18 protein-coding genes are annotated in these 20279 nt (G+C 57.7%); 6 read left to right on the top strand and 12 right to left on the bottom strand.

What is annotated here, in order from left to right:
• Nucleotides 1-447: 447 nt before the first annotated feature.
• The 4 genes from H7850_RS16930 to H7850_RS16945 all read right to left on the bottom strand — a co-directional run bounded on the left by H7850_RS16930 (nucleotide 448) and on the right by H7850_RS16945 (nucleotide 3812).
• Complete coding sequence (locus tag H7850_RS16930) at nucleotides 448-1059, bottom strand: HAD family hydrolase (RefSeq protein ID WP_227370662.1); 612 nt, start codon at nucleotides 1057-1059, stop codon at nucleotides 448-450.
• A 59-nt stretch (nucleotides 1060-1118) separates the two neighbouring features.
• Complete coding sequence (locus H7850_RS16935; protein ID WP_227370663.1) at nucleotides 1119-1790, bottom strand: metal-dependent hydrolase; 672 nt, start codon at nucleotides 1788-1790, stop codon at nucleotides 1119-1121.
• Nucleotides 1791-1886: 96 nt separating this feature from the next.
• The gene (locus H7850_RS16940; RefSeq protein WP_227370664.1) at nucleotides 1887-2441 is read right to left on the bottom strand and encodes a gamma carbonic anhydrase family protein; all 555 of its coding nucleotides are present in this window, start codon (nucleotides 2439-2441) and stop codon (nucleotides 1887-1889) included.
• A 30-nt stretch (nucleotides 2442-2471) separates the two neighbouring features.
• Nucleotides 2472-3812, bottom strand: coding sequence for a sodium-dependent transporter (locus H7850_RS16945; RefSeq protein WP_227370665.1), 1341 nt, complete (start codon nucleotides 3810-3812; stop codon nucleotides 2472-2474).
• Between the two features lie 172 nt (nucleotides 3813-3984).
• On the opposite strand from H7850_RS16945, the gene prlC reads away from it, so the two are divergent.
• Together prlC and H7850_RS16955 are read left to right on the top strand one after the other, a co-directional pair.
• On the top strand, nucleotides 3985-6033 hold the full coding sequence (prlC, locus tag H7850_RS16950; protein WP_227370666.1) for an oligopeptidase A: 2049 nt from the start codon (nucleotides 3985-3987) through the stop codon (nucleotides 6031-6033).
• 12 nt (nucleotides 6034-6045) lie between these two features.
• Nucleotides 6046-6291: a YheV family putative zinc ribbon protein gene (locus tag H7850_RS16955; protein ID WP_227370667.1), complete on the top strand. Its 246-nt coding sequence runs from the start codon at nucleotides 6046-6048 to the stop codon at nucleotides 6289-6291.
• Between the two features lie 75 nt (nucleotides 6292-6366).
• Here the strand turns inward: H7850_RS16955 and sodC (H7850_RS16960) are convergent, their stop codons facing one another.
• Nucleotides 6367-6894: a superoxide dismutase family protein gene (gene sodC, locus H7850_RS16960; protein WP_227370668.1), complete on the bottom strand. Its 528-nt coding sequence runs from the start codon at nucleotides 6892-6894 to the stop codon at nucleotides 6367-6369.
• Between the two features lie 358 nt (nucleotides 6895-7252).
• On the opposite strand from sodC (H7850_RS16960), the gene H7850_RS16965 reads away from it, so the two are divergent.
• The gene (locus H7850_RS16965) at nucleotides 7253-8278 is read left to right on the top strand and encodes a TAXI family TRAP transporter solute-binding subunit (RefSeq protein ID WP_227370669.1); all 1026 of its coding nucleotides are present in this window, start codon (nucleotides 7253-7255) and stop codon (nucleotides 8276-8278) included.
• A gap of 84 nt (nucleotides 8279-8362) precedes the next feature.
• Nucleotides 8363-10564, top strand: a complete 2202-nt coding sequence (locus H7850_RS16970) for a TRAP transporter permease (RefSeq protein WP_227370670.1) — start codon at nucleotides 8363-8365, stop codon at nucleotides 10562-10564.
• 90 nt (nucleotides 10565-10654) lie between these two features.
• Here the strand turns inward: H7850_RS16970 and sodC (H7850_RS16975) are convergent, their stop codons facing one another.
• The 3 genes from sodC (H7850_RS16975) to H7850_RS16985 form a co-directional block, all read right to left on the bottom strand.
• Nucleotides 10655-11179 (bottom strand): superoxide dismutase family protein, encoded by a 525-nt coding sequence (sodC, locus tag H7850_RS16975; RefSeq protein ID WP_227370671.1) that lies wholly within the window; start codon nucleotides 11177-11179, stop codon nucleotides 10655-10657.
• Nucleotides 11180-11255: 76 nt separating this feature from the next.
• Nucleotides 11256-12095, bottom strand: a complete 840-nt coding sequence (metF, locus tag H7850_RS16980; RefSeq protein WP_227370672.1) for a methylenetetrahydrofolate reductase [NAD(P)H] — start codon at nucleotides 12093-12095, stop codon at nucleotides 11256-11258.
• A 176-nt stretch (nucleotides 12096-12271) separates the two neighbouring features.
• The gene (locus tag H7850_RS16985; protein WP_227370673.1) at nucleotides 12272-13267 is read right to left on the bottom strand and encodes a cation diffusion facilitator family transporter; all 996 of its coding nucleotides are present in this window, start codon (nucleotides 13265-13267) and stop codon (nucleotides 12272-12274) included.
• 151 nt (nucleotides 13268-13418) lie between these two features.
• Between H7850_RS16985 and H7850_RS16990 the strand changes: the two genes are divergently transcribed.
• Nucleotides 13419-14348: an AEC family transporter gene (locus H7850_RS16990; RefSeq protein ID WP_227370674.1), complete on the top strand. Its 930-nt coding sequence runs from the start codon at nucleotides 13419-13421 to the stop codon at nucleotides 14346-14348.
• Nucleotides 14349-14354: 6 nt separating this feature from the next.
• Here H7850_RS16990 and H7850_RS16995 read toward each other — a convergent pair whose 3' ends face one another.
• Nucleotides 14355-14933 (bottom strand): manganese efflux pump MntP family protein, encoded by a 579-nt coding sequence (locus H7850_RS16995; RefSeq protein ID WP_227370675.1) that lies wholly within the window; start codon nucleotides 14931-14933, stop codon nucleotides 14355-14357.
• Between the two features lie 135 nt (nucleotides 14934-15068).
• Between H7850_RS16995 and H7850_RS17000 the strand changes: the two genes are divergently transcribed.
• Nucleotides 15069-15485, top strand: coding sequence for a glycosyltransferase family 2 protein (locus tag H7850_RS17000; RefSeq protein WP_227370676.1), 417 nt, complete (start codon nucleotides 15069-15071; stop codon nucleotides 15483-15485).
• Here the strand turns inward: H7850_RS17000 and iadA are convergent.
• Genes iadA through H7850_RS17015 form a run of 3 tightly spaced genes read right to left on the bottom strand, consistent with a single transcriptional unit; the run spans nucleotide 15470 to nucleotide 20149 of the window.
• A complete protein-coding gene (gene iadA, locus H7850_RS17005; RefSeq protein WP_227370677.1) occupies nucleotides 15470-16627 on the bottom strand; it encodes a beta-aspartyl-peptidase in 1158 nt (385 codons plus the stop codon). The genes H7850_RS17000 and iadA overlap by 16 nt on opposite strands.
• 52 nt (nucleotides 16628-16679) lie before the next feature.
• Nucleotides 16680-19304, bottom strand: coding sequence for a cyanophycin synthetase (cphA, locus tag H7850_RS17010; protein ID WP_227370678.1), 2625 nt, complete (start codon nucleotides 19302-19304; stop codon nucleotides 16680-16682).
• Complete coding sequence (locus H7850_RS17015; RefSeq protein WP_227370679.1) at nucleotides 19301-20149, bottom strand: cyanophycinase; 849 nt, start codon at nucleotides 20147-20149, stop codon at nucleotides 19301-19303. The genes cphA and H7850_RS17015 overlap by 4 nt, the downstream gene beginning before the upstream one ends.
• Nucleotides 20150-20279 lie beyond the last annotated feature (130 nt).

The raw sequence follows: 20279 nt of genomic DNA on the forward strand, positions 1-20279 counted from the left end.
GGGAGGCGGAACAATCCTGCTCAAGGGTCAAACGTCTCTTGACGAGTCGCTTGCCTCGATCTAGATGACTGGCATCCGATCGCTCACAAGCGCCCACATGAATTACCTGATCAATTGTTAAAGAGCGTCGCCGTCTGTCCGATAAAGCGATTAACTGGACTTTTTAGTGCAGATAGCCTGCTGGCGAGAGAGACATATCTTATATCGTCGGAATAATTTGTCAAGCCCGACAAACACTGAAACCTAAAAGCCTTATTCCGATGAACCGTTTTACTTTTACGACTTGCAACTGAAAACTTGTTGATTATCAGTAGCTTGAATTTTATGCGCTGAGTCTTGAGCAACCTTGCCCGAAGCAGCGGATGCGTATCCTACGAGCTTTTACCGAAGGAGGCAAGTCTTTTTTCAGACTTTGTATCAAGTCATGGCTGTTGGTTGGAAAAGGCCTTACGGCAATAGGACATCGAGCTCCGTTAATATGGCACTCAATTTATCGAGCCCTTGAACCTGATACGCCTGCATACCCAGCATTTGCGCCGCTTCGACACATTCAGGATTATCGTCGAAGAAGATAAACTCCCCGACGGATTGCTTCATGCTTTCGATCACAACATGGTAAGCCTCAGGCTCGGGTTTGCGCTGACCGATTTCATGGGAGACGAAAAGCGTCTCGAAAGGTTTTTCCCACCCATAATCATCGATCAATCGACGCCAATGAATAGGATTGCTGTTGCTTAACACCGCTCGTCGATATTCTGGCTTGATTCGCTCCACCAGTTCCAACGACCCTGGGTAAGGTCCCCGCATCCAGCTATTGAATGCTGCCAAAAAGGCCTCGGAACTCATATTCAGATCAAGCTCCATCACTGCAGCCTGAGCAAACTCCGTCCCGTCCGCATGACCTTTTTCAAATGGTTTGAGTGGCTCGAACTCCATCCAGAAACGCCGCGCCTGTTCGCGATCGAGACGCCCTTCGGTCAACTCGACGAGTCCTTGCGTGCCATCCCAATCCACTAAAACGCCACCAGCATCGAACAACAATACTTTATGACCGGACATGACTATATCTCCTTATATATCCGTGATGCGTCAGTATGGACAGTGCTTCAGAATCATTCTCAAGACCAATACCTCAAACCTTGAGAAACAAACTGCATCAATGCCGACCAAGGAGGCAACCAGGGAATAAGAGCGCTCGTCACTAGCAGCATCAATAGCGAATTGAGCGGTTGGTGATAGTCGAAAAACTTGAGTGCCGTGCCAAAGGAGCGCTTTACCCGGATGCCCACAAGGTCAACGCTGTAGCATTCGTCCAGAAGCAAATGCACCATCACTCCAAGGGCCAGGGCGAGACCATGGGCCCAAGCCATCCAGGCATCTTGTAAAAAGAACTGATAACTGGCACAAGCCACAAGGAAGCCGCCCAACAACGCCGCAAGGAGAGAATGCCAGATACCTCGATGCACGGAAAAGTGCTTGAATACCGCGCTTAGTACATAACGTACACCGAGAAAGAGTGTGGCGCAGAGAGCCAAGAGCATTCCTGGCTCTAACCGCTCTTGAAACAGTAGCGCTCCACTCACCGCAGCTAGCGCTGCGAACAGGGTAAAAACCAAGCGAACAGCGTGAGAATTATCGGAATCGATATCAGGTAGAATGCCACCAAAAGCAATCAATACTGCTATTGGTACCGCCTCCACCGCTGGCCAGAGCGATATTTGCTGGCCACCCAGCCCCACCAATACGCCAGCAACCGTGGCAACGCTCAAGTGGGTACGAAAATTGGCCATCAAAACCCCGCACACTGGATAAAAATCCAGATTATGCGCGGAATGACTCGATAAAACAATCAGTTGCCGAGCAATATCAGCCCTGAACAGAGGCATTTAGCCTTTGTGGTCACTTTCCTGATTATCGGCAAGATATTGATCTTTGAGTTTCACATAATTGCCTGCAGTGTAGGCGAAGAACTCCCGCTCGCTGCCCTTGAGCTCACGTAGAGGCTTGGCTGGATTACCCGCGTAGACATGGCCACTTCCCAGCGTTTTTCCCGGCGTTACCACCGCGCCGGCGGCAATGATCACTTCGTCCTCGACTACCGCACCATCCATGACGATGGCGCCCATCCCCACCAGAATGCGATTACCCAGGGTACAGCCGTGAAGAATGGCTTTATGTCCGATGGTGACATCATCGCCAACGGTGAGCGGATAGCCGCCGGGGTTGAAGTCGCTGGCATGAGTGATATGCAACACGCTGCCATCCTGTATGCTGGTTCGCGCACCGATGCGGATACGATGCATATCGCCACGAATGACGGTCATCGGCCATACCGAGCAGTCATCCCCCAGCTCGACGTCTCCCAGCACCACGCAGTCGGGATCGATATAGTTCCGCTCACCGAGACGCGGCGTCAGCCCTTGGAAAGTTCGAATCGTCATGTCCGGCTCCTTGAATGTCGCCATATATCATCAGAATAGATCGGATATTAGTACGATCACGACCAGCGGTATGGAGACGTATCGCACCAGGCTCTGCCAGAGTCGAAAGCGCTTGGCATCGACCCCCAAGGCCTGCTGGGCCGTCAACTGCGACATGACCCAGGCAGCGAATATAGCGATCAACGCTCCGCCTACCGGCAGGAAGATATCCGTGGGAACCGTGGTCACCAGATCGAAGAAGTTCATCTCCCCGATCCAGTGCACCTCGGCCATGGTGGAAAACGACAAGACGGACAGCATCCCTGCTGCCCAGACCAGCGCACCGATTACCGCAGTGGCATGGCTACGCTTGAGTCCTGCGTCCTGCAAGGTTGCGACCATCGGCTCGGTCAGATTGATCGAGGAGGTCCAGGTAGCCAGCAATAGCAACAAGAAGAAGATACTCAACCATAAGGAGCCGCCGGGTAGCTGGGCAAAAGCGATGGGCAGTGTCACGAACATCAGCCCTGGGCCCTCTCCAGGATCCATGCCTTGGGAGAACACCACCGAGAAGATGGCGATACCCGCCAGTAGCGCCACCGTAACATCGAGTATCGCCACTGCCGCCACAGCCCGGGGTAGACTCTGCTCTTCCGGCATGTAAGCACCATAGGCCATCAGCGCACAAGCTCCCAGCGCCAGGGTAAAGAAGGCATGCCCCATGGCATTCAACACGACCGTGCCGGTAATGGCAGAAGGGTCTGGCTTGAAAAGCCAGGCCATGGCGTCATCGAAGCCATCGGTAGTGACGGCATAGATGGCCAGTATCAGCAACAGCAGATAGAGCAGCGGCATCAGCAGATTGTTGAGCTTTTCCAGCCCCCCGGACACCCCTGCCGCGACCACGGACATAGTCAGCAGCAGAAACAGCGTATGATTGAAGGTCATGCGCAAGGGGTCGGCGAGAAAGGCATCGAAATTGGCACCGACCTCTTGGGGCGAGAGACCGACGAAATTGCCATTGACCGAATCGACCAGATATTCGATCGACCAGCCCGAGACCACGGAGTAGAAAGAGAGGATGAAAAATACCGTAATCCCGCCAAACAGTCCCAGCCAGCGCCAATGGGGCGTAGCACCAGCCTCGCGCGCAAGGTGGGCCAGCGACTGCATGGGGCTGCGCCGTCCGGCACGGCCGATCAGAATTTCTGCCATCATTACCGGTAGACCGAGGGTGATCACGAATGCCACGTACAGCACCAGGAAGGCGGCACCGCCATTTTCCCCGGTCATGTAAGGAAAGCGCCAGATGTTGCCCAGCCCAACCGCGGCACCGGTTACCGCTAGAATGAATGCACGCCGCGTACTCCAGCGTTCCAACGTTTCGCCCATGTGCTCCTGCCTGTCTTATCCGTGTTCGATGAAGCCATTTCATCCCGATGCCGAAGCGCGAGAGTAGCAGCCTGGGGTCTGGTGGCCAATCTTCCTCACCCGATATTGAAACGCGGCGTTGGCAACCGCATCTAAACTAACAATCATCCCTTCACGACAAGGAAACGCGTCCATGCCCAACAATCCACTTCTCGAGCACCACTCGCTGCCGCCCTTCGGCGAGATTCAGCCCGACCATGTAGTGCCGGCGATCGAGCAGATCCTCGATGAAAACCGCGGCGCCATTGATCGCCTGGCCGAGAAAGCAGCCCGCACCCCTAGCTGGTCGACCCTGGCGGCACCGCTCGAAGAGCTCAATGATCGCCTGTCTCAAGCCTGGTCGCCGGTTTCTCACCTGAATGGCACCATGAACACACCGGCGCTGCGAGACGCGTATCAAACCTGCCTGGCCATGCTCTCCGACTATGGCACCTGGCTAGGGCAACATGAAGGATTGTTCCGTGCCTACCAGGCGCTGAAGGATTCTCCGGCCTACGGCGATCTCGATCATGCCCAGCGTCGCTCGGTGGATAATACACTGCGGGATTTTCGCCTTGCCGGTGTCGACTTACCCGCGGAGAAGAAGCGTCGCTATGGTGAAATTCAAGCAAAATTATCTGAACTGACCAATAGCTTCTCCAATAATGTGCTCGATGCCACTCAGGCCTGGCACATGGACATAAGCGACGCTGCCCAGCTCGACGGCTTGCCGGAGAGCGCCTTGGATACGCTTAAGGCCAATGCCGAAGCCAAGAACCTCGAGGGGTATCGCATCACCCTGGACTTCCCCAGCTTCTTTCCTGTACTCACCTATGCCAATGACCGTGAGTTGCGCCGGGAAGTGTATACCGCTTTCGCCACCCGGGCCTCGGATCAAGGCCCCAACGCGGGGGAGTATGATAATGCCGGGAACATCGAACAGATCCTGGCGCTGCGCCATGAACTAGCCCAACTACTCGGCTTTGATACCTACGCCGACTACTCCCTGGCCACAAAGATGGCGGAATCGCCCTCTCAGGTGCTCGAGTTTCTCGACGACCTCGCCCTGCGTGCCCACCCCCAGGCCCAGGAAGAGTTCAACGAACTCAAGGCATACGCCAAGGAAACCCTGGGGCTCGAAGATCTCGAACCCTGGGATGTAGGCTATGCCAGCGAAAAGCTGCGGGAATCACGCTATGCCATTTCCCAGGAACAGCTACGGCCCTACTTCCCGGCACCCAAGGTAATCGATGGCCTGTTTAAAGTGACCGAGCGGCTTTATGGCGTGCAGTTCGGCGAAGACGAAAACGCCCCACGTTATCACCCGGATGTACGCTTTTTCGAGATTCGTGAAAGCAACGCGCCTATCGCTGGCTTTTATCTCGATCTCTATGCTCGAGAAGGCAAGCGCGGCGGCGCCTGGATGGACGAGTGCCGTGTGCGGCGTCAGCGCGAGGATGGCAGCCTGCAGCTGCCGGTCGCCTATCTGACCTGCAACTTTACGCGCCCGGTAGGCGACAAGCCGGCCTTGTTGACCCATGACGAGGTGACAACCTTGTTTCACGAGTTCGGCCATGGACTGCATCACATGCTGACCCAGCAAAGCGTCGCCGATGTCTCGGGTATCAATGGCGTGGCCTGGGATGCAGTGGAACTGCCCAGCCAGTTCATGGAAAACTTCTGCTGGGAACGGGAAGGCCTCGATCTAATCGCCTCTCACATCGAGTCTGGCGAACGCCTGCCGGATGAGCTGCTCGAAAGACTGCAGGCCGCCAGGAACTTCCAGTCCGCCATGGGCATGCTGCGTCAAATCGAGTTTTCACTGTTCGATTTTCGACTGCACCATGAACTCAAAGAGCCAACCGCTAGTGACGTTCAGACGCTGCTCGATAGCGTGCGCGACAAGCTCTCCGTCGTGCCTCGCGCCGATTTCAACCGCTTTCAGACCAGCTTCAGCCATATCTTCGCCGGTGGCTATGCCGCGGGCTATTACAGCTACAAATGGGCGGAAGTACTCTCCGCGGACGCCTATAGCGCCTTCGAGGAAGCCGGTGTATTCGATGAGGAGACAGGCACGCGCTTTCGCCAGGAAATCCTCGAGCAGGGAGGCTCACGAGACGCGGCGGAACTGTTCCGCGCCTTTCGCGGCCGCGATCCCAGTGTCGACCCTCTACTACGCCATAGCGGCATTCGTGCCGCCTGAAGGAGTACGTTGATGACGACACCCAAACGCTTCATCGCCGGTGCTATCTGCCCGCGCTGTGCCTCCATGGACAAGATACGCACCTGGGAACAGAACGGCATTCGCTATCGTGACTGTGTGGCCTGCGACTTCTTCGAGCAGCTACCCATTGAGCAGCCAACGACTGCGGATGAGCTCGAAACTCGGGTCAATCGCACCCGGGAAGAGCAGAAGAAAAGCGATGTGCAGACCGTGCGTATCCTGGATCCCAAAGGGTAACCGCTTCTTGATCAAAAAAGGCCTCCAACAAGTGGAGGCCTTTCATGTTCATGCGCGGACACCATCACCCATCTACTACTTGCCGAGTGTACCGCAGGCGATGCGCGAACCACCCCCACCCAGCTTGGGATGATCGAAATAGGTATCACCGCCCTCATGAACGACCACGGCACGATTCTCGAGATCCGATACCTTCAAGCGCGGTGCCAGTACCGGCGTGGTAGCGCCACCTTCTTCATCGACCATCAGGATAGGCAGATCGCCAAGATGCCCTTGTCCATAAGGCCCCTGATGAGTGCCTGCTTGGTCAGGCGCGTAATGCCCGCCGGCAGCTGCGGCAGCGGTTTGCTGACCATTCAGCTCAAGAGGCTCGCAATTGGCGTTCTCATGCACATGAAAGCCATGCGCACCGGGTGAAAGTCCCGTCAGATCCGGGGTAACCAACAAACCGTACTGGGTATCCTCGATCTTGACGGTCCCGATGCTATCGCCAACACCCTGGGCATCGACCTCATGCATCTCGATCTCTTGAGCGGCTTGGGCGCTAGCGATCAACGCAAACGAGCCGCCAACAGCAAACATCAAATTACGTAAATAACTCATGTTCATTCCTTTGGTTGAGTCGAGCATCCCCCAAGGCTAGCTAATTCCGCTGGCAACTGGCAACTCGCCACGAATCGAGACGGCAGATAAAGAATGGAAAACCAGTCACTGCCATAAATGAGATGATCATGAGCGCGAATGCATTCAACGTTCGTTCAGTTTACAGACTGCTACGTTTAGTGATTTAAATGACACTCCAATTCTTACTCAGAACCTGAATCTTATGCGTTCGCGTCGGACAGTGCAGATTCGGACGCAAAGCGGACTGGGCTCGCGTACGAGCCCGGATTTGATGAGACATGACCGACACGCAGCAGGTCATGAACAGGGTTTCAGAAAAACAAGCACGGAGGGTCCTATGTCCATTCAACAGCAGAACCATGCCCGCAGCATTTTCCATCGCGCTACCAAGACGCTGATTACCGCCCCCCTGATTCTGGGTCTAGCCGCTATCGGTAGCGCACAAGCACAAGATGATCGCGAAGGCTGGCCGCAAAGTTTTACCGTGGGCACCGCAAGCCAAGGCGGCACCTACTTCGTTTATGGCTCCGGCTGGGCCAATCTGATTGCCGATCAGCTGGGGCTTTCCGGCGGCGGCGAGGTGACCGGTGGGCCGACCCAGAATCTGGCACTAGTGCACAACAAAGAGGTCGCCTTCGGACTGACCACCATGGGGCCGGCAAGCGATGCGCTTTCAGGCAAAAGCCCGCTGGCACCGGGAATCGTCATGGACAACGTCTGCGCGATGTTCCCCATGTACGAAACGCCTTTCTCGATTACCGCGCTTTCCAACTCCGACATCACCTCGATTTCCGAAATACCCGACGGCGCCACCATTGGCTTCGGGCCCGCAGGCTCGACTTCTGACACCTACTTTCCCGCTATTCTCGAAGAGCTGGGCGTCGACTTCGAGCGGCGCAACGGGGGTTGGAACGACCTGGCCGGGCAGCTTCAGGATGGGCTGATCGATGTCATCGCCTTCGCTGCAGGCATTCCGATCCCTGCAGTCAGCCAGCTCGAGGTCCAGACCGATGTAAACATCATCGAGTTTACCGATGACGAACAAGCCAAGGCCATCGACGCCTTCCCAGTGTCCGAGTTCACCATTCCCGCCAGCACCTATTCGACCCTTGATAATGACTCCGACGTCGTGTCGATGTGGAACTTCGCCATCGCCGGCTGTGACCTGCCGGAGAGTCTCGTCTACGAAGCCACCCGCATCACCATGGAAAACAACGACAAGATGCGCTCGATCCACCGCAGTGCTGAAACTACGGTGCCGGAAAATATCAAGCACAACGAGGTCATTCCTTTCCATCCCGGTGCGGCACGCTGGTACAAGGAGAATGGACACGAAATTCCTGATGACATGATTTATCAATAAGGCCGGGCGCCTTCGATCAGTTCGAGAGTGGCGCCTACCGGCGTCACTCTCGATTTTTTTATGACCTCTTAACGGTGATCCCGCATGAGTCCTCCTTCAGACGATGGCCCCACCCGCGCCACTTCCAACACTGTCGATTCGCCTTCGGAAACGGACGCCATCGCTCAAGGCGTTGACGACGATGTCGTCGAACCTACTCGTCGCATTCTGGCCGGATGGCGCTGGTGGCTATTCGCTATCCTGGCCGTCGGCTATTCAGTTTTCCACCTTGTCTCCCTGAACATCTACCCCTTGGAGACCTGGTCGTTTCGTATCATTCACATCTGTGGCGCCTTGATTCTTGGCTACGGGCTTTATACCGGCGCACGCTTTGCCGACGATGAAACTCGCCCGACCGGGCGCTGGGCGACCTATCTGAGCCTGATATTACTGATTCCAGCGCTCTATGCGTTGGTGCAGGTCGGCCTGATGCATCAGACCCTGAGCGGCGATGCCATGCGCATCGAGCCCGCCGTGGAGACCTGGCATTTCGGCTATCCGCTGATATTGGCCACCACCGCAGCGATTCTGCTTTCCTGGGCCTACCGTGAGGCGCGCCATCGATTAAGCCCGCCGGATATCGTGCTGATGGTGTGCGCATTGGCAAGCGCCGGCTATCTGCTGGTGATCTACAACACACCGCTGCGCATGTCCACGGGCACCTCTTTCGCGCCGATCGGCATCACCTTTGCAGCTATTGCCGGTTCACTACTGATTCTCGAGCTGACGCGCCGAGTGGCGGGGCTCGCGCTGGTCATCATCGCGGCGATTTTCCTGGTCTACGTCTTTGCTGGGCCATATCTGCCGGGCTTTCTCGGTTACCCCGGACTATCCGTGGGGCGCTTTTTCAGCCAGGTATATACCGATGCGGGCATTCTCGGGCCTACCGTCGCGGTATCCTCTACCTATATCATCTTGTTCATCATCTTTGCCGCCTTTCTGCAGGCCTCCAAGGTGGGTGACTACTTCGTCAATTTCGCTTTCGCCTGCGCCGGACGCTCCCGGGGCGGGCCCGCCAAGGTGGCCATCTTTGCCTCCGGGTTGATGGGTATGATCAACGGCACCAGCGCCGGTAATGTGGTCTCTACCGGCTCGCTGACCATTCCATTGATGAAGAAAGTCGGCTATCCCGCGCGCAGCGCCGGCGCCATCGAAGCAGCAGCCTCCACCGGCGGTCAGATCATGCCCCCGATCATGGGCGCCGGCGCCTTCATCATGGCGGAAATTACCGGCATCCCCTATACCGAAATCGCCATCGCCGCGGTGATTCCTTCCGTGCTGTATTTCGCCTCAGTGTATTTCATGGTGGATTTCGAGGCGGCCTACAAAGGCATGCGGGGCATGCGCGAGGACGAAATACCGCGCTTCTCACGTCTTATCAAACAGGTGTACCTGTTCGCCCCCATTATCATACTGATCGCGGCACTGTTCATGGGCTATTCGGTGATCCGGGCCGGCACCCTGGCCACCGCGTCGGCAGCGGTCGTGAGCTGGCTCTCGCCGCACAAGATGGGGCTTCGCTCCGTGCTGAAAGCGCTGCAGCTGGCCAGCAACATGGCCATTCAGATCATCGCGGTGTGTGCCTGCGCCGGCATCATCGTCGGGGTGATTTCATTGACCGGCGTGGGATCGCGTTTCTCGTCGCTGCTGTTGGGCCTGGCTGGGTTCAGCCAGCTGCTGGCACTGGTCTTTGCCATGTGCATCAGCATTTTGCTGGGCATGGGCATGCCGACTACCGCCGCCTATGCGGTCGCGGCCTCGGTCGTGGCGCCAGGGCTGATCGATATCGGCATTCAGCCGTTGATCGCCCATTTCTTCGTGTTCTATTTCGCCGTGGTTTCTGCTATTACGCCGCCGGTCGCCCTGGCCTCCTATGCGGCGGCGGGTATTTCCGGCGCCAACGCCATGCAAACCTCGGTGACCTCCTTCAAGATCGGTCTGGCTGCGTTCATCGTGCCCTTCATGTTCTTCTACAGTCCGGCGATGCTGATGGAAGGTTCCTGGCTGCAGATCTTGCGGGTTGGGCTTACCGCGACATTGGGAATCGTACTGTTGGCAGCCTCGGTGCAGGGCTGGTTCTTCGGCCCGGTCAAGGCGCCAATACGACTGCTCCTGTTGGTGGGGGCAGTCTGCATGATCTATGGCGGCCTAGTGAGCGATCTGGCAGGACTGGTGATCGGTATCGGTATATTCCTGGTGCAGCGCGGGTCATCATCGGGAGGCAAGACGGCGGTCGCTAAATCGTGAAGTATCGTTGAGCGCCTCATGACCGGTCGCCAAAACAAACGGCCCCGTCAGAATCCTGACGGGGCCACTGTCATTGGGCTTTTTCAGATGTTAGCTCTCACCCATGACACCACAGGCGATTCGCGCACCGCCGCCACCTAGCTTGGGCTGATCGGAATAGTTGTCACCGCCAGCATGAATCATGAGGGCGTGTCCTTGAAGATCCGATACTTCGAGGCGCGGCGCCAGCACGGGCGTAATAGCATTGCCGTCCTCGCCAACCATAAGTACCGGCAGATCGCCTAGATGACCCTCGCCGTAGGGCCCTTGGTGCGTGCCGGTATCCTCCGGATCAAAATGGCCGCCGGCGGCTACCGCTGCCGTCATCTTGCCGTCCTTTTCACCGGGTTCGCAGCTGGCGTTCTGGTGCACGTGAAAACCATGCATCCCCGTGTTCAGATCGCTTAGTTCCGGGGTGAGAAGTAGGCCGTGGTCAGTGTCTTCGACCTGAACAGTCCCGAGACTGTCGCCAACACCTTCCTCGCTGACCTGATGAATTTCGATACTCTGCTCGGCGTGAGCTGCACTTACCAACAATAATGCGCCTACACTCAGTAGTAGCTTTGAACGCAGCATCTACTCCTCCTATCCTTGAGTACTAATCGAGCTTACAGGCTAGCCAAGAAGTCTCGCGCTGCCAACCTTGAAATCCTCAAGAAAGATTGTCGATGACCCTGAGACTTGGCGCAGCCTGATTAAGCGTGTAGAAGTGCAAACCCGGCGCTCCGCCTTCGAGCAGACGCTGGCAGAGCCGTGATATCACTTCCTCGCCAAAGGCTTCGATACTCTCTTTATCATCCCCATAGGCCTCGAGCTGCTTGCGTATCCAGCGGGGAATATCGGCGCCACAGGCATCGGAAAAGCGTGCCAGCTTGGTGTAGTTGGTGATCGGCATTATGCCCGGCACGATGGGGGCTTCGATGCCCAGGCCCCGCACCCGATCGACGAAGTTGAAATAGGCATCCGCGTTGAAGAAGTACTGGGTGATCGCCAGGTTGGCACCAGCCCGCATCTTGCGTGCGAAGTTTTCCAGGTCCTTGTCGAAGCTCGGCGCCTGGGGGTGGGATTCGGGGTAGGCAGCGACCGCAATCTCGAAATGATCGCCGGTTTCGGCGCGAATGAATTCGACCAGCTCGTTGGCGTAACGCAGCTCGCCCATGCCGCCCATGCCGGAAGGCAAATCGCCGCGTAGCGCCACCAGGCTATCGACGCCACGCTCCCGATACATGCTCAAGAGCTCACGCAGCTCCCCCTTGTCGCTACCGACACAGGAAAAATGTGGCGCGGTGGTAATACCGGATTCACTGATCTGTTTAACGGTATTGATGGTGCGCGCTTGAGTCGACCCGCCTGCCCCATAGGTCACCGAGAAAAAATGCGGTTTGCGCTCGGACAAGGCATCCCGCGTATGCATCAGTTTTTCGCGACCGACATCGGTATTTGGCGGAAAGAATTCGAAACTGATCCCTAATGGATGCTCTTGCGTACTCATCGATAGCGGCCTCATGCATATTCTTCAATCGTTTCTTGGCAAGCGTGTTTAACGCCATGCCTTTTACGCCTACTGGTGTCAGTATTGTGCCTACCATGCAGATCAGGAACCAATGAAAGTTTCGTAGCACAACATCGGAATCATTCATACTAGAGACGGTATGTCCCAATAGAGGTCTATCGTGACGCCCCCGAAAAGAGCGTCGTTTCGCAATCACCCCCGGTCAAGCAGGCTTCGCCTTCGATCTGCAAAGTGGCATGGGTAATGCCAAAACGCTCACGCAGTACGCTATAGGCCTGGCGTAATACGTGGGTGTGGTCGGCGCCGTCATGCACTACAAGATGAAGGCTGAGCAGTGGGTCCTGGGGCGTCAGCCCCCAGAGGTGCATATCGTGGAGACTTTCGACCTCTTCGATCGCTTCCAGGGCGCTGCGAATCTGCGCAACATCGGCGCCGTCCGGTGTGCCCTCGAGCAAGGTATGGGCGGAGCGCCGCACAATCGATAAGGCGGCACGCAGGATCAACGCGGCAGCCAATACCGACAGGATCGGATCAGCGGCATTCCAGCCGGTGAACATGATGATCACCGCCGCGACGATGGCGGCCACGGAGCCTAGCAGATCGCCGAGCACGTGCATTGCGGCACCGCGCAGATTGAGATTGTCACTGTCGCCACGATGAAGTATGACGAAAGCAATGATATTCACGAAGAGTCCAATGATGGCGATGATCATCATGGGACCGGCCATGACGTCGACTGGGGACATCAGGCGTTCGATAGCGGAATAGAATATCCAGATCGCGATCGCGAACAGCGTCAGGCCGTTGACGAAGGCTGCGAGTACCTGGAAGCGCTGGTAGCCGAAGGTGCGCTGATGATCCGGTGAGCGCGAGCTTAGACGAAAGGCCACCAGCGCCATGGCAAGGGAGGCACTGTCACTGAACATATGACCGGCATCGGCTAGCAGCGCCAGCGATCCGGAAACGATGCCACCCGCGATCTCGGCAAACATGAAGCCCGCGGTCAGCAGCATGGCCCAGAATACCCGCCGCTCGCTATCGGCGGACACCTTGGGGGCATGTTCGTGAGTATGATCATGGCCATGCGTGCGCGCATGGTCGTGTGAATCGGTATGCGAATGATCGCCATGAGGCGTTTCACGTTGCGCCATGCAAGAACTCCAATACCAAGCGTCAATGTCAGCGAACCAGTTTACCCCTTAAGCTTCATTTCTGCGTCACGTCGCCGCGTGGATGAACGCGGGCCTGACATTCACCTCAGCGTACAGGCACTATGTCCTTTTTTAACATCCGGAATAGCTGATGCTCGACGTCGACCTCTCCCAACCATTATGGATGCTGCTGGCCTTCGTCGGCCTGGGTTGGCTCAGCGCACGACGCCTGTCATTGGACCCGCGGCCCATCGCCACGCTGTTGATCTACATCATCGCGCCACTGACCTTCTTTCGCGGTCTGGTGCTAGGCGGGCCCAGCGTCGACTACCTGCTGCTGACCGCGGCGCTGTTTCTACTTTCGAGCATTATCGGTTTGACGGTGAGCCTGATCGCCCGGCCTTTTTTTGCAGCCGAAGAAGCCGCGCTGCTGGCCTTCTCGGCAGGTACCGGTAACACCGGCTATTTTGGCCTGCCCATCGCCATGGTATTACTACCCCCGGAGGGCGTGACCCTGTATCTATTCTCCCTGCTGGGCATCACGCTCTACGAGTTCACCGTCGGCTACTACTTGAGCGCTCGGGGGCGCTTCTCGATACAGGAAAGCCTTGCCAAGATACTGCGGCTGCCCTTGATCTACGCCTTCGCCGCGGCCTTGTTGGTCAGCGGCCTTGGCCTGGCGGTGCCCGGCGCCATCATGGAAGGACTCGATTACTTCAAGTACAGCTACACGGTACTGGGCATGATGATCATCGGCATGACCCTGGGGCGGGTGACCCTGCGCGAGGTGGATGCGCGCTTCATTGCGGCCTGCGTTGCAGCTCGATATGTGCTGTGGCCGCTGATCAGTCTGGTTGCGGTCCTGCTCTTGCGGGCGAGCCTTGGAATTTCCGAGACACTGGCCATGGCGCTACTGCTGCTGGGCATCGTCCCCATGGCCGCCAACGTGGTGGTAGTCGCCATGGAGTTGAACATACGCCCGGAAAAAGGCGCGATTGCCGTACTGCTGACGACCTTGGCCGCCCCACTGTTGATTCCCGTGTATTTACAGATTCTGTTGACCCTGAGTGGTCTGGGATAAACGGTGTCAAAGCGCTCCGGCCGCATGCATGTGCGAATAGAAGATCGACATGCCGATAGTGATCAACACCAGACCGCCCAGCACCTCGGCACGCCGGCCGATCAACACGCCAACTTGCGGGCCGATCAACACACCCAAGGTGCTGATACAGCAAGACACGGCTCCCACGATAGCGACGGCATGCCAGATGGGGACATCGATGAAGGCCAGGGTCACGCCGATGGCGGCCCCATCGATACTGGTGCCCAGCGCCGTAAGCAGCATCTTCACGCCACGCTGGGATGGCCTGTTGCAGATGTCATCATCGCTAGCATCACCGATCCCCTCGTAGATCATGTGGCTGCCCACCGCACCTAATAGCAATAGTGCAATCCAATGATCGATGTCGGTAATCAAGCCAGCGAAGCTCGAGCCCAGCAACCAGCCCAGCAGTACCATGCCGGCCTCGACACTGCCGAATACCAGACCCGTGCGTAGCGCCACGCGCACATCGGCACGCCAGCTACAGGCACCCCGCGCGACGCTCACCGCGAAGGCATCCGCCGAAAGGCCGAGGGCCATGAAGAAGTTCGACACGAGAGACATCGATTCAACCTTTTGGTAATGATAATGCAGAGAACGCTTCAAATAGCGAGCTAGAACATAGATAGTTGCTGGTACCGACAACCAGGTTGCAGCCGGCAAATCTTACTAGATCAAATCGCTTTTCTCGAAATTCGGTTGAATACCTTTTCTGCTTCATTACCACATGGAATGCTCCCCAAGGCCCAACCATCACTCTCGATCATCATTCCCGCCAAAAACGAAGCGGGAAATCTTCCCCGGTTACTGAATGAGATAGCCACCGCGTTCCCCGGTGAAGAGTATGAAATCCTGGCGGTGGACGACGGCTCGACGGATGAGACTTGGACGTTTTTGAGCCAGCGCGGCGCCGAGGATGCCCGTTTGCGGCCTCTGCGCCATACGCGCAGCGCCGGCCAAGGGGAGGAACTATTCATTTATGCTCGCAACCTGATGCTGATTCGGCGCGAAAGTCGCGAGTACCCCAAAAGAAAAAACCTTCGACCCCTTCTTCCTGAAACGGCATTCGCCCCGCCATGCGCTCTTCTGGGCTCGTCGTGCTACCTTGCCCCATAAAGACAGCGGCCAGCCACGAAAGTCATTTGTGGCTGCAGCTCTTTATCAAGCAGCGCTATGTCCGCATCGAAGCCGATGGCCAGGCGCCCCTTGTGGGCGTGCAGCCCAAGTACTCGGGCCACGTTGCCAGAAATCAGCCCCAGAGCCTGTTCCAGCGGCAGCACTTGTTCGCGTACCAGACGCTGCCAGTCCGCGATCAGGGTCGTGTTGCGCGCTACCCGCATGCCCAGATATTCGCCCTTGGCATCAAACTCCGGCAGGCTGCCGTTGCAGTCGGAACTCAGGGTGATGCGTTCTGCCGGGACGCCGCGCTCGAGCAGAAAAGCGACCGCGTCAAACGCCGACAGTCCTTCGCCGGCGTCCTCGAAGGCGGTCACATCCACGCAGGCATTGAGACTCACGGCATAGTCCGCGGCGTCTTCAAGCAACGCACGAAGGCGATTCACATGGGTGGGAATGACCTGATCCGCCGGAATCTCGGTCTCGGACAAGAGACGACGCAGCGGTTCGAGTCCGCGCTTGCCGTCGCCGAGATGAAAATGACAAATGCCGCGCTTGCCCGACAACATGGCGCCAACACGTACGTCACTGACCAGACGCTCGATTTCGTCCTGACGCGGCTGACTCGAGCGATGATCTGAAATCGCCAGTTCGCCAAGGCCGATGACCTCAGGAATCCAAGCCAAGTCGCGCTGCAGATCACCAGTCAAGGTCGGCGGTGGTACGCGATAGGCCCCGGTGTACATATAGGCTGAAATGCCCTCCGAGCGCAGCCCGCGCACCTTGGCCAGAAGATCCGCCGGGGTGCGGCTGATGCCGTCGGTGCCCAGTACGCCTACCACCGTTGCGATCCCCATGCTTACGATCTCATGAGCGGTGATCTCGGGACAGCGAGTGCCGCAGCCTCCTTCACCGCCCCCCCCAGTCACATGCACGTGCTGATCGATGAAGGCCGGCACTGCGGTCAGATCAGGCGCCTCTATCAGAGTCACCGGCCAATCTTCCGGCATAGCAAGATTGCGCCCAAGTGCGGCGATACGACCGTTTGCGATCAGGATATCTGTCTCGCCGACGTGTGCGGGTGCATAGAGCTGTTTGACCCGCAGTAAAGTCAGCAACGGCGTTGATCGATCAGAAGTCATGGCGCGGGCCGCTTATGGTATGGGATTATCGTGAATATCTTTATCGCAGATTCTAGACGGTATCGCTCGTCGAGGCAGATGCAAACCGGCGTCCCTTGAGACGCTCGATGGCACTGTCGACACCATCGATCAGCAGTACCAGTAGATCGCCCTCATCGGCCTCATCGAGGGCTCTGATGAGGGCCTGATCCTCCTGCATGACGATCTCGGCACGACAGGCACCGGAAACGGACTCGGCGCCATCGCGCAGCAAGCTGGCGGCTTCCCCGATGGTTCGTCCGCGCGGGTCTGTCTCACAGATAAACACCACGTCATGCATCCTGGCGAGATGAACGCCGAGATCGAACAAATCCTCGTCCCGGCGATTACCCGGAGCACTTGCCACGCCGATACGTCGATGCGCTGGGATACCCCTGACAAGTTCACCAAGCGCTTCGAGGGCAGGAACGTTGTGCCCATAGTCGATCAGCACCTTCATGCCGCCCACTTCAATGAGGTTGGTGCGACCGGGGTTCTGTCCTGGCGTCGGATGAAACGTCTGCAGCCCCATTTGAATATCGCCGATAGAAAGCCCCAAGGCATAGGCGGCGGCGCTAGCGGCCAAGGCGTTGGCGACGTTGAAGCGAGCAAGGCCTTCGAAGGTGACGGGTACATCCACCACCGAAATCACCTCGGCCTCGACCTGCCCCTGGCGCAAAACAATACGGTCGTTATGCACTGTAAAAGCCACACCATGCTCCTCGACGTGCTGACGAACGGGTAGTGACTCCGGGTCAAGAGTGAAGAACACCACGTCGCCGCGCGCCCACTCCCGGCTGTCAAACACGCGAGGATCATCCGCATTGAGCACGGCCGTGCCCCCCGGGCGTACGGCATCGATCACCACCGACTTGCAGCGGGCCAGTTCATCCAGCGTGTGAATATCGTGCTCGCCCAGGTGATCGCTTGCGATGTTGAGCAGCACACCCACGTCGCATTCATCGAAACCCAGCCCACGACGCATGATGCCGCCCCGGGCCACCTCAAGGACTGCGTACTCAACCGTGGGCTCGCGCAGCACGATCGCCGCCGCCTGCGGCCCACTGTAGTCGCCACGCAGAATGACATGGTTGTCGATCTCGATCGTGCCGGTGCAGGCCATGCCGACGTTGCGACCCGCCTGGCGCAGTAGATGAGAGAGCAGGCGCACCGTGGTTGTCTTACCGTTGGTGCCGGTGATCGCAACGATAGGGATGCGGCCGTTGTCGTCACTGACCGGGAACAGCATGTCGATCACCGGTTGCCCGACATCGCGCTCCTTGCCGTGGGTCGGCGCCAGGTGCATGCGAAATCCCGGCCCGGCGTTGACCTCGACCACCGCGGCGGACTGCTCTTCTAGAGGTCGGGCAAGACTCTCCGCCAGAAGATCGATGCCGATGATGTCGAGTCCGATCAAGCGCGAGATGCGCTCCGCGATATAGCGCACTTCTGGATGGACATCGTCGGTCACGTCCGTGGCGGTGCCGCCAGTGCTTAGATTCGCGGTGGGCTTTAGAAAGACGATCGCATCCTTGGGGATGACACTTTGGAGGGTCAGGTTTTGCTGGCCGATCAAGCGCAGAGACTGCTCATCCACCTCGATCTGGGTGAGCAGATTCTCGTGGCCGATACCGCGACGCGGATCTTCGTTTTCTCGCTCCACCAGCGCCTGCAGCGTGGCACTGCCATCGCCGACCACGTGGGCCGGGCGCCGCCGCGCCGCGGCCACCAGCTTGCCATCGATCACCAGCAGGCGATGGTCTTCGCCCTTGATGAACTGCTCGACGATTACCCCTGGATTGCACAGGGAGGCGATGGCAAAGGCCTCCTTGAGCTCGACATCGTTCTGGATATCCGTGCTCACGCCGCGGCCATGGTTACCTTCCAACGGCTTTACCGCCACGGGATAGCCGATGAATCCCGCGCTCTCGAGTGCCTCATCGAATGAACTGCATACAAATCCATGAGGTACCGGAACGCCGGCATCGCCAAGCACCTGCTTGGTCCAGTCCTTGTCGCCGGCGATACTATGGCTGATCAGGTCCGTGCGTCCGGTCACCGTTGCCTGGATACGCTGCTGACGATGCCCCTGGCCCAGCTGAATATAGCTGCTGTTCTCGTTCAGACGGGTCCAGGGAATATCGCAACGCTGCGCGGCATCGACGATCGCTGCGGTGGACGGCCCCAGCATGTGATCGTCGCGCACCTCCTTCAGGCGATCGATGATCGTCGCCATGTCGATAGCCTCACCGCTGAACAGTGCTTCGACCAACGCCACGGCCTCGACACCGGCCGCCAGCCCACAGGCTTCATCCCGATAGCGATAGACGACGTTGTAGATGCCGCGCTCATAGGAGTCCACCGTCTTGCCGTATCCCACGGAGAAGCCGATCAGATTCTGCAGCTCGATCGCCACGTGCTCGACGATATGCCCCGCCCAGGTACCTCGCGCCAGCCGCTCCAAAAAACCGCCGGGACGGCCGACGGAGCAGCGATGCTCCTGCAGCGTGGGTAGAAGTTCGCTTATGCGCTCGACGATGCCGGACACGGTATCGCTTGGTCGCTCCTCGAGCTCGCCGATGTCCAGGCGCATGAAGATAGCACGGTAGCGGCTATAGTAGTTCGGGCCCCTTAGCGCACGATGTCCCAGGATGTTCATTGGCGATCCCTCAGCAATGCAGTGAGTTCGTCGGCGGCGAGATAGCGGCGTGCCTCGATGTCGAATCCGTGACCGCTGACCATGGCATGAAGAATCATGTTCTCGACGGCGACAGGCTCCCCCATCGACAGATCGGCAATGTTGGAGCTTGCCATATCCCGACTGTCGATAATGATGACGTGCCCTGGGCCGATTGCTTCGAGAATCCGGTTCGGATGCACGATCACACCGGCGTCCTCACCCAACCCGACCCCCAGATGCTCCGGATTGGACGCCCCCACTTCCATCAGGCGCGAAAACCGCCCGCGGGCGAGAAAATGACTATCAATGATGAGGCCATCGACGAGGCCCAAACCGAACGCCATGTTGACGGCACCCTTGCGTAGTGCGTCCGCCGCATTGCCATTATAGATCATGGTGCCCGGCAGGGCCGTTGCCCCAGCGCTGGTACCCGCCACAACGGCACCGCCCATCAATCGTTCACGAATGGCATTCAGCGTCGCCGAACCGCCGATCACATTAGTCAGTCGCAGTTGGTCACCACCGGTGAAGAAGATCACACCACTCTGGCGAATCAACTGGACGTTGCCGGGATCGGTCGCCTGCTTGCGACTCTGTATATCCAACGCATGAACACGGCTCGCCCCCAGGCGCTCGAAAGCGGCTTGATAGACGGGGAGTATCTGATGCGGGATGCCACTTGCAGAGGCGATGACGGCGACTTCAGTGTTGCCTTCGGGTGCTAAAGCAAAAACCCGTTTCAGGATTTCCAGATCAGATGACTTATCCTCGGCACCGCCAATGGCCACGATACAGCCCGCTGCAGGGGAAAGTTGAGAGACCATAACCCTGTTCGCCGCCCAGCGACGCTTTTGGGGACAAAATGGCGCAATGTCTATGTGAAGAAATCGCCAAACAAGCGATACATTTCTTTTCTCAATATACCCCTGATTATCCTAGCCAGGCTCATAATGT

The sequence above is a fragment of the Halomonas sp. M20 genome, from assembly GCF_020622265.1.
In the GTDB taxonomy this organism is placed as follows: domain Bacteria; phylum Pseudomonadota; class Gammaproteobacteria; order Pseudomonadales; family Halomonadaceae; genus Modicisalibacter.

Bases quoted from the DNA above. Each gene is read 5' to 3' on its own strand.
- H7850_RS16930 (WP_227370662.1), bottom strand. From the start codon at position 1,059: ATGTCCGGTCATAAAGTATTGTTGTTCGATGCTGGTGGCGTTTTAGTG.
- H7850_RS16935 (WP_227370663.1), bottom strand. From the start codon at position 1,790: ATGGCCAATTTTCGTACCCACTTGAGCGTTGCCACGGTTGCTGGCGTA.
- H7850_RS16940 (WP_227370664.1), bottom strand. From the start codon at position 2,441: ATGACGATTCGAACTTTCCAAGGGCTGACGCCGCGTCTCGGTGAGCGG.
- H7850_RS16945 (WP_227370665.1), bottom strand. From the start codon at position 3,812: ATGGGCGAAACGTTGGAACGCTGGAGTACGCGGCGTGCATTCATTCTA.
- prlC (WP_227370666.1), top strand. From the start codon at position 3,985: ATGCCCAACAATCCACTTCTCGAGCACCACTCGCTGCCGCCCTTCGGC.
- H7850_RS16955 (WP_227370667.1), top strand. From the start codon at position 6,046: ATGACGACACCCAAACGCTTCATCGCCGGTGCTATCTGCCCGCGCTGT.
- sodC (WP_227370668.1), bottom strand. From the start codon at position 6,894: ATGAGTTATTTACGTAATTTGATGTTTGCTGTTGGCGGCTCGTTTGCG.
- H7850_RS16965 (WP_227370669.1), top strand. From the start codon at position 7,253: ATGTCCATTCAACAGCAGAACCATGCCCGCAGCATTTTCCATCGCGCT.
- H7850_RS16970 (WP_227370670.1), top strand. From the start codon at position 8,363: ATGAGTCCTCCTTCAGACGATGGCCCCACCCGCGCCACTTCCAACACT.
- sodC (WP_227370671.1), bottom strand. From the start codon at position 11,179: ATGCTGCGTTCAAAGCTACTACTGAGTGTAGGCGCATTATTGTTGGTA.
- metF (WP_227370672.1), bottom strand. From the start codon at position 12,095: ATGAGTACGCAAGAGCATCCATTAGGGATCAGTTTCGAATTCTTTCCG.
- H7850_RS16985 (WP_227370673.1), bottom strand. From the start codon at position 13,267: ATGGCGCAACGTGAAACGCCTCATGGCGATCATTCGCATACCGATTCA.
- H7850_RS16990 (WP_227370674.1), top strand. From the start codon at position 13,419: ATGCTCGACGTCGACCTCTCCCAACCATTATGGATGCTGCTGGCCTTC.
- H7850_RS16995 (WP_227370675.1), bottom strand. From the start codon at position 14,933: ATGTCTCTCGTGTCGAACTTCTTCATGGCCCTCGGCCTTTCGGCGGAT.
- iadA (WP_227370677.1), bottom strand. From the start codon at position 16,627: ATGACTTCTGATCGATCAACGCCGTTGCTGACTTTACTGCGGGTCAAA.
- cphA (WP_227370678.1), bottom strand. From the start codon at position 19,304: ATGAACATCCTGGGACATCGTGCGCTAAGGGGCCCGAACTACTATAGC.
- H7850_RS17015 (WP_227370679.1), bottom strand. From the start codon at position 20,149: ATGGTCTCTCAACTTTCCCCTGCAGCGGGCTGTATCGTGGCCATTGGC.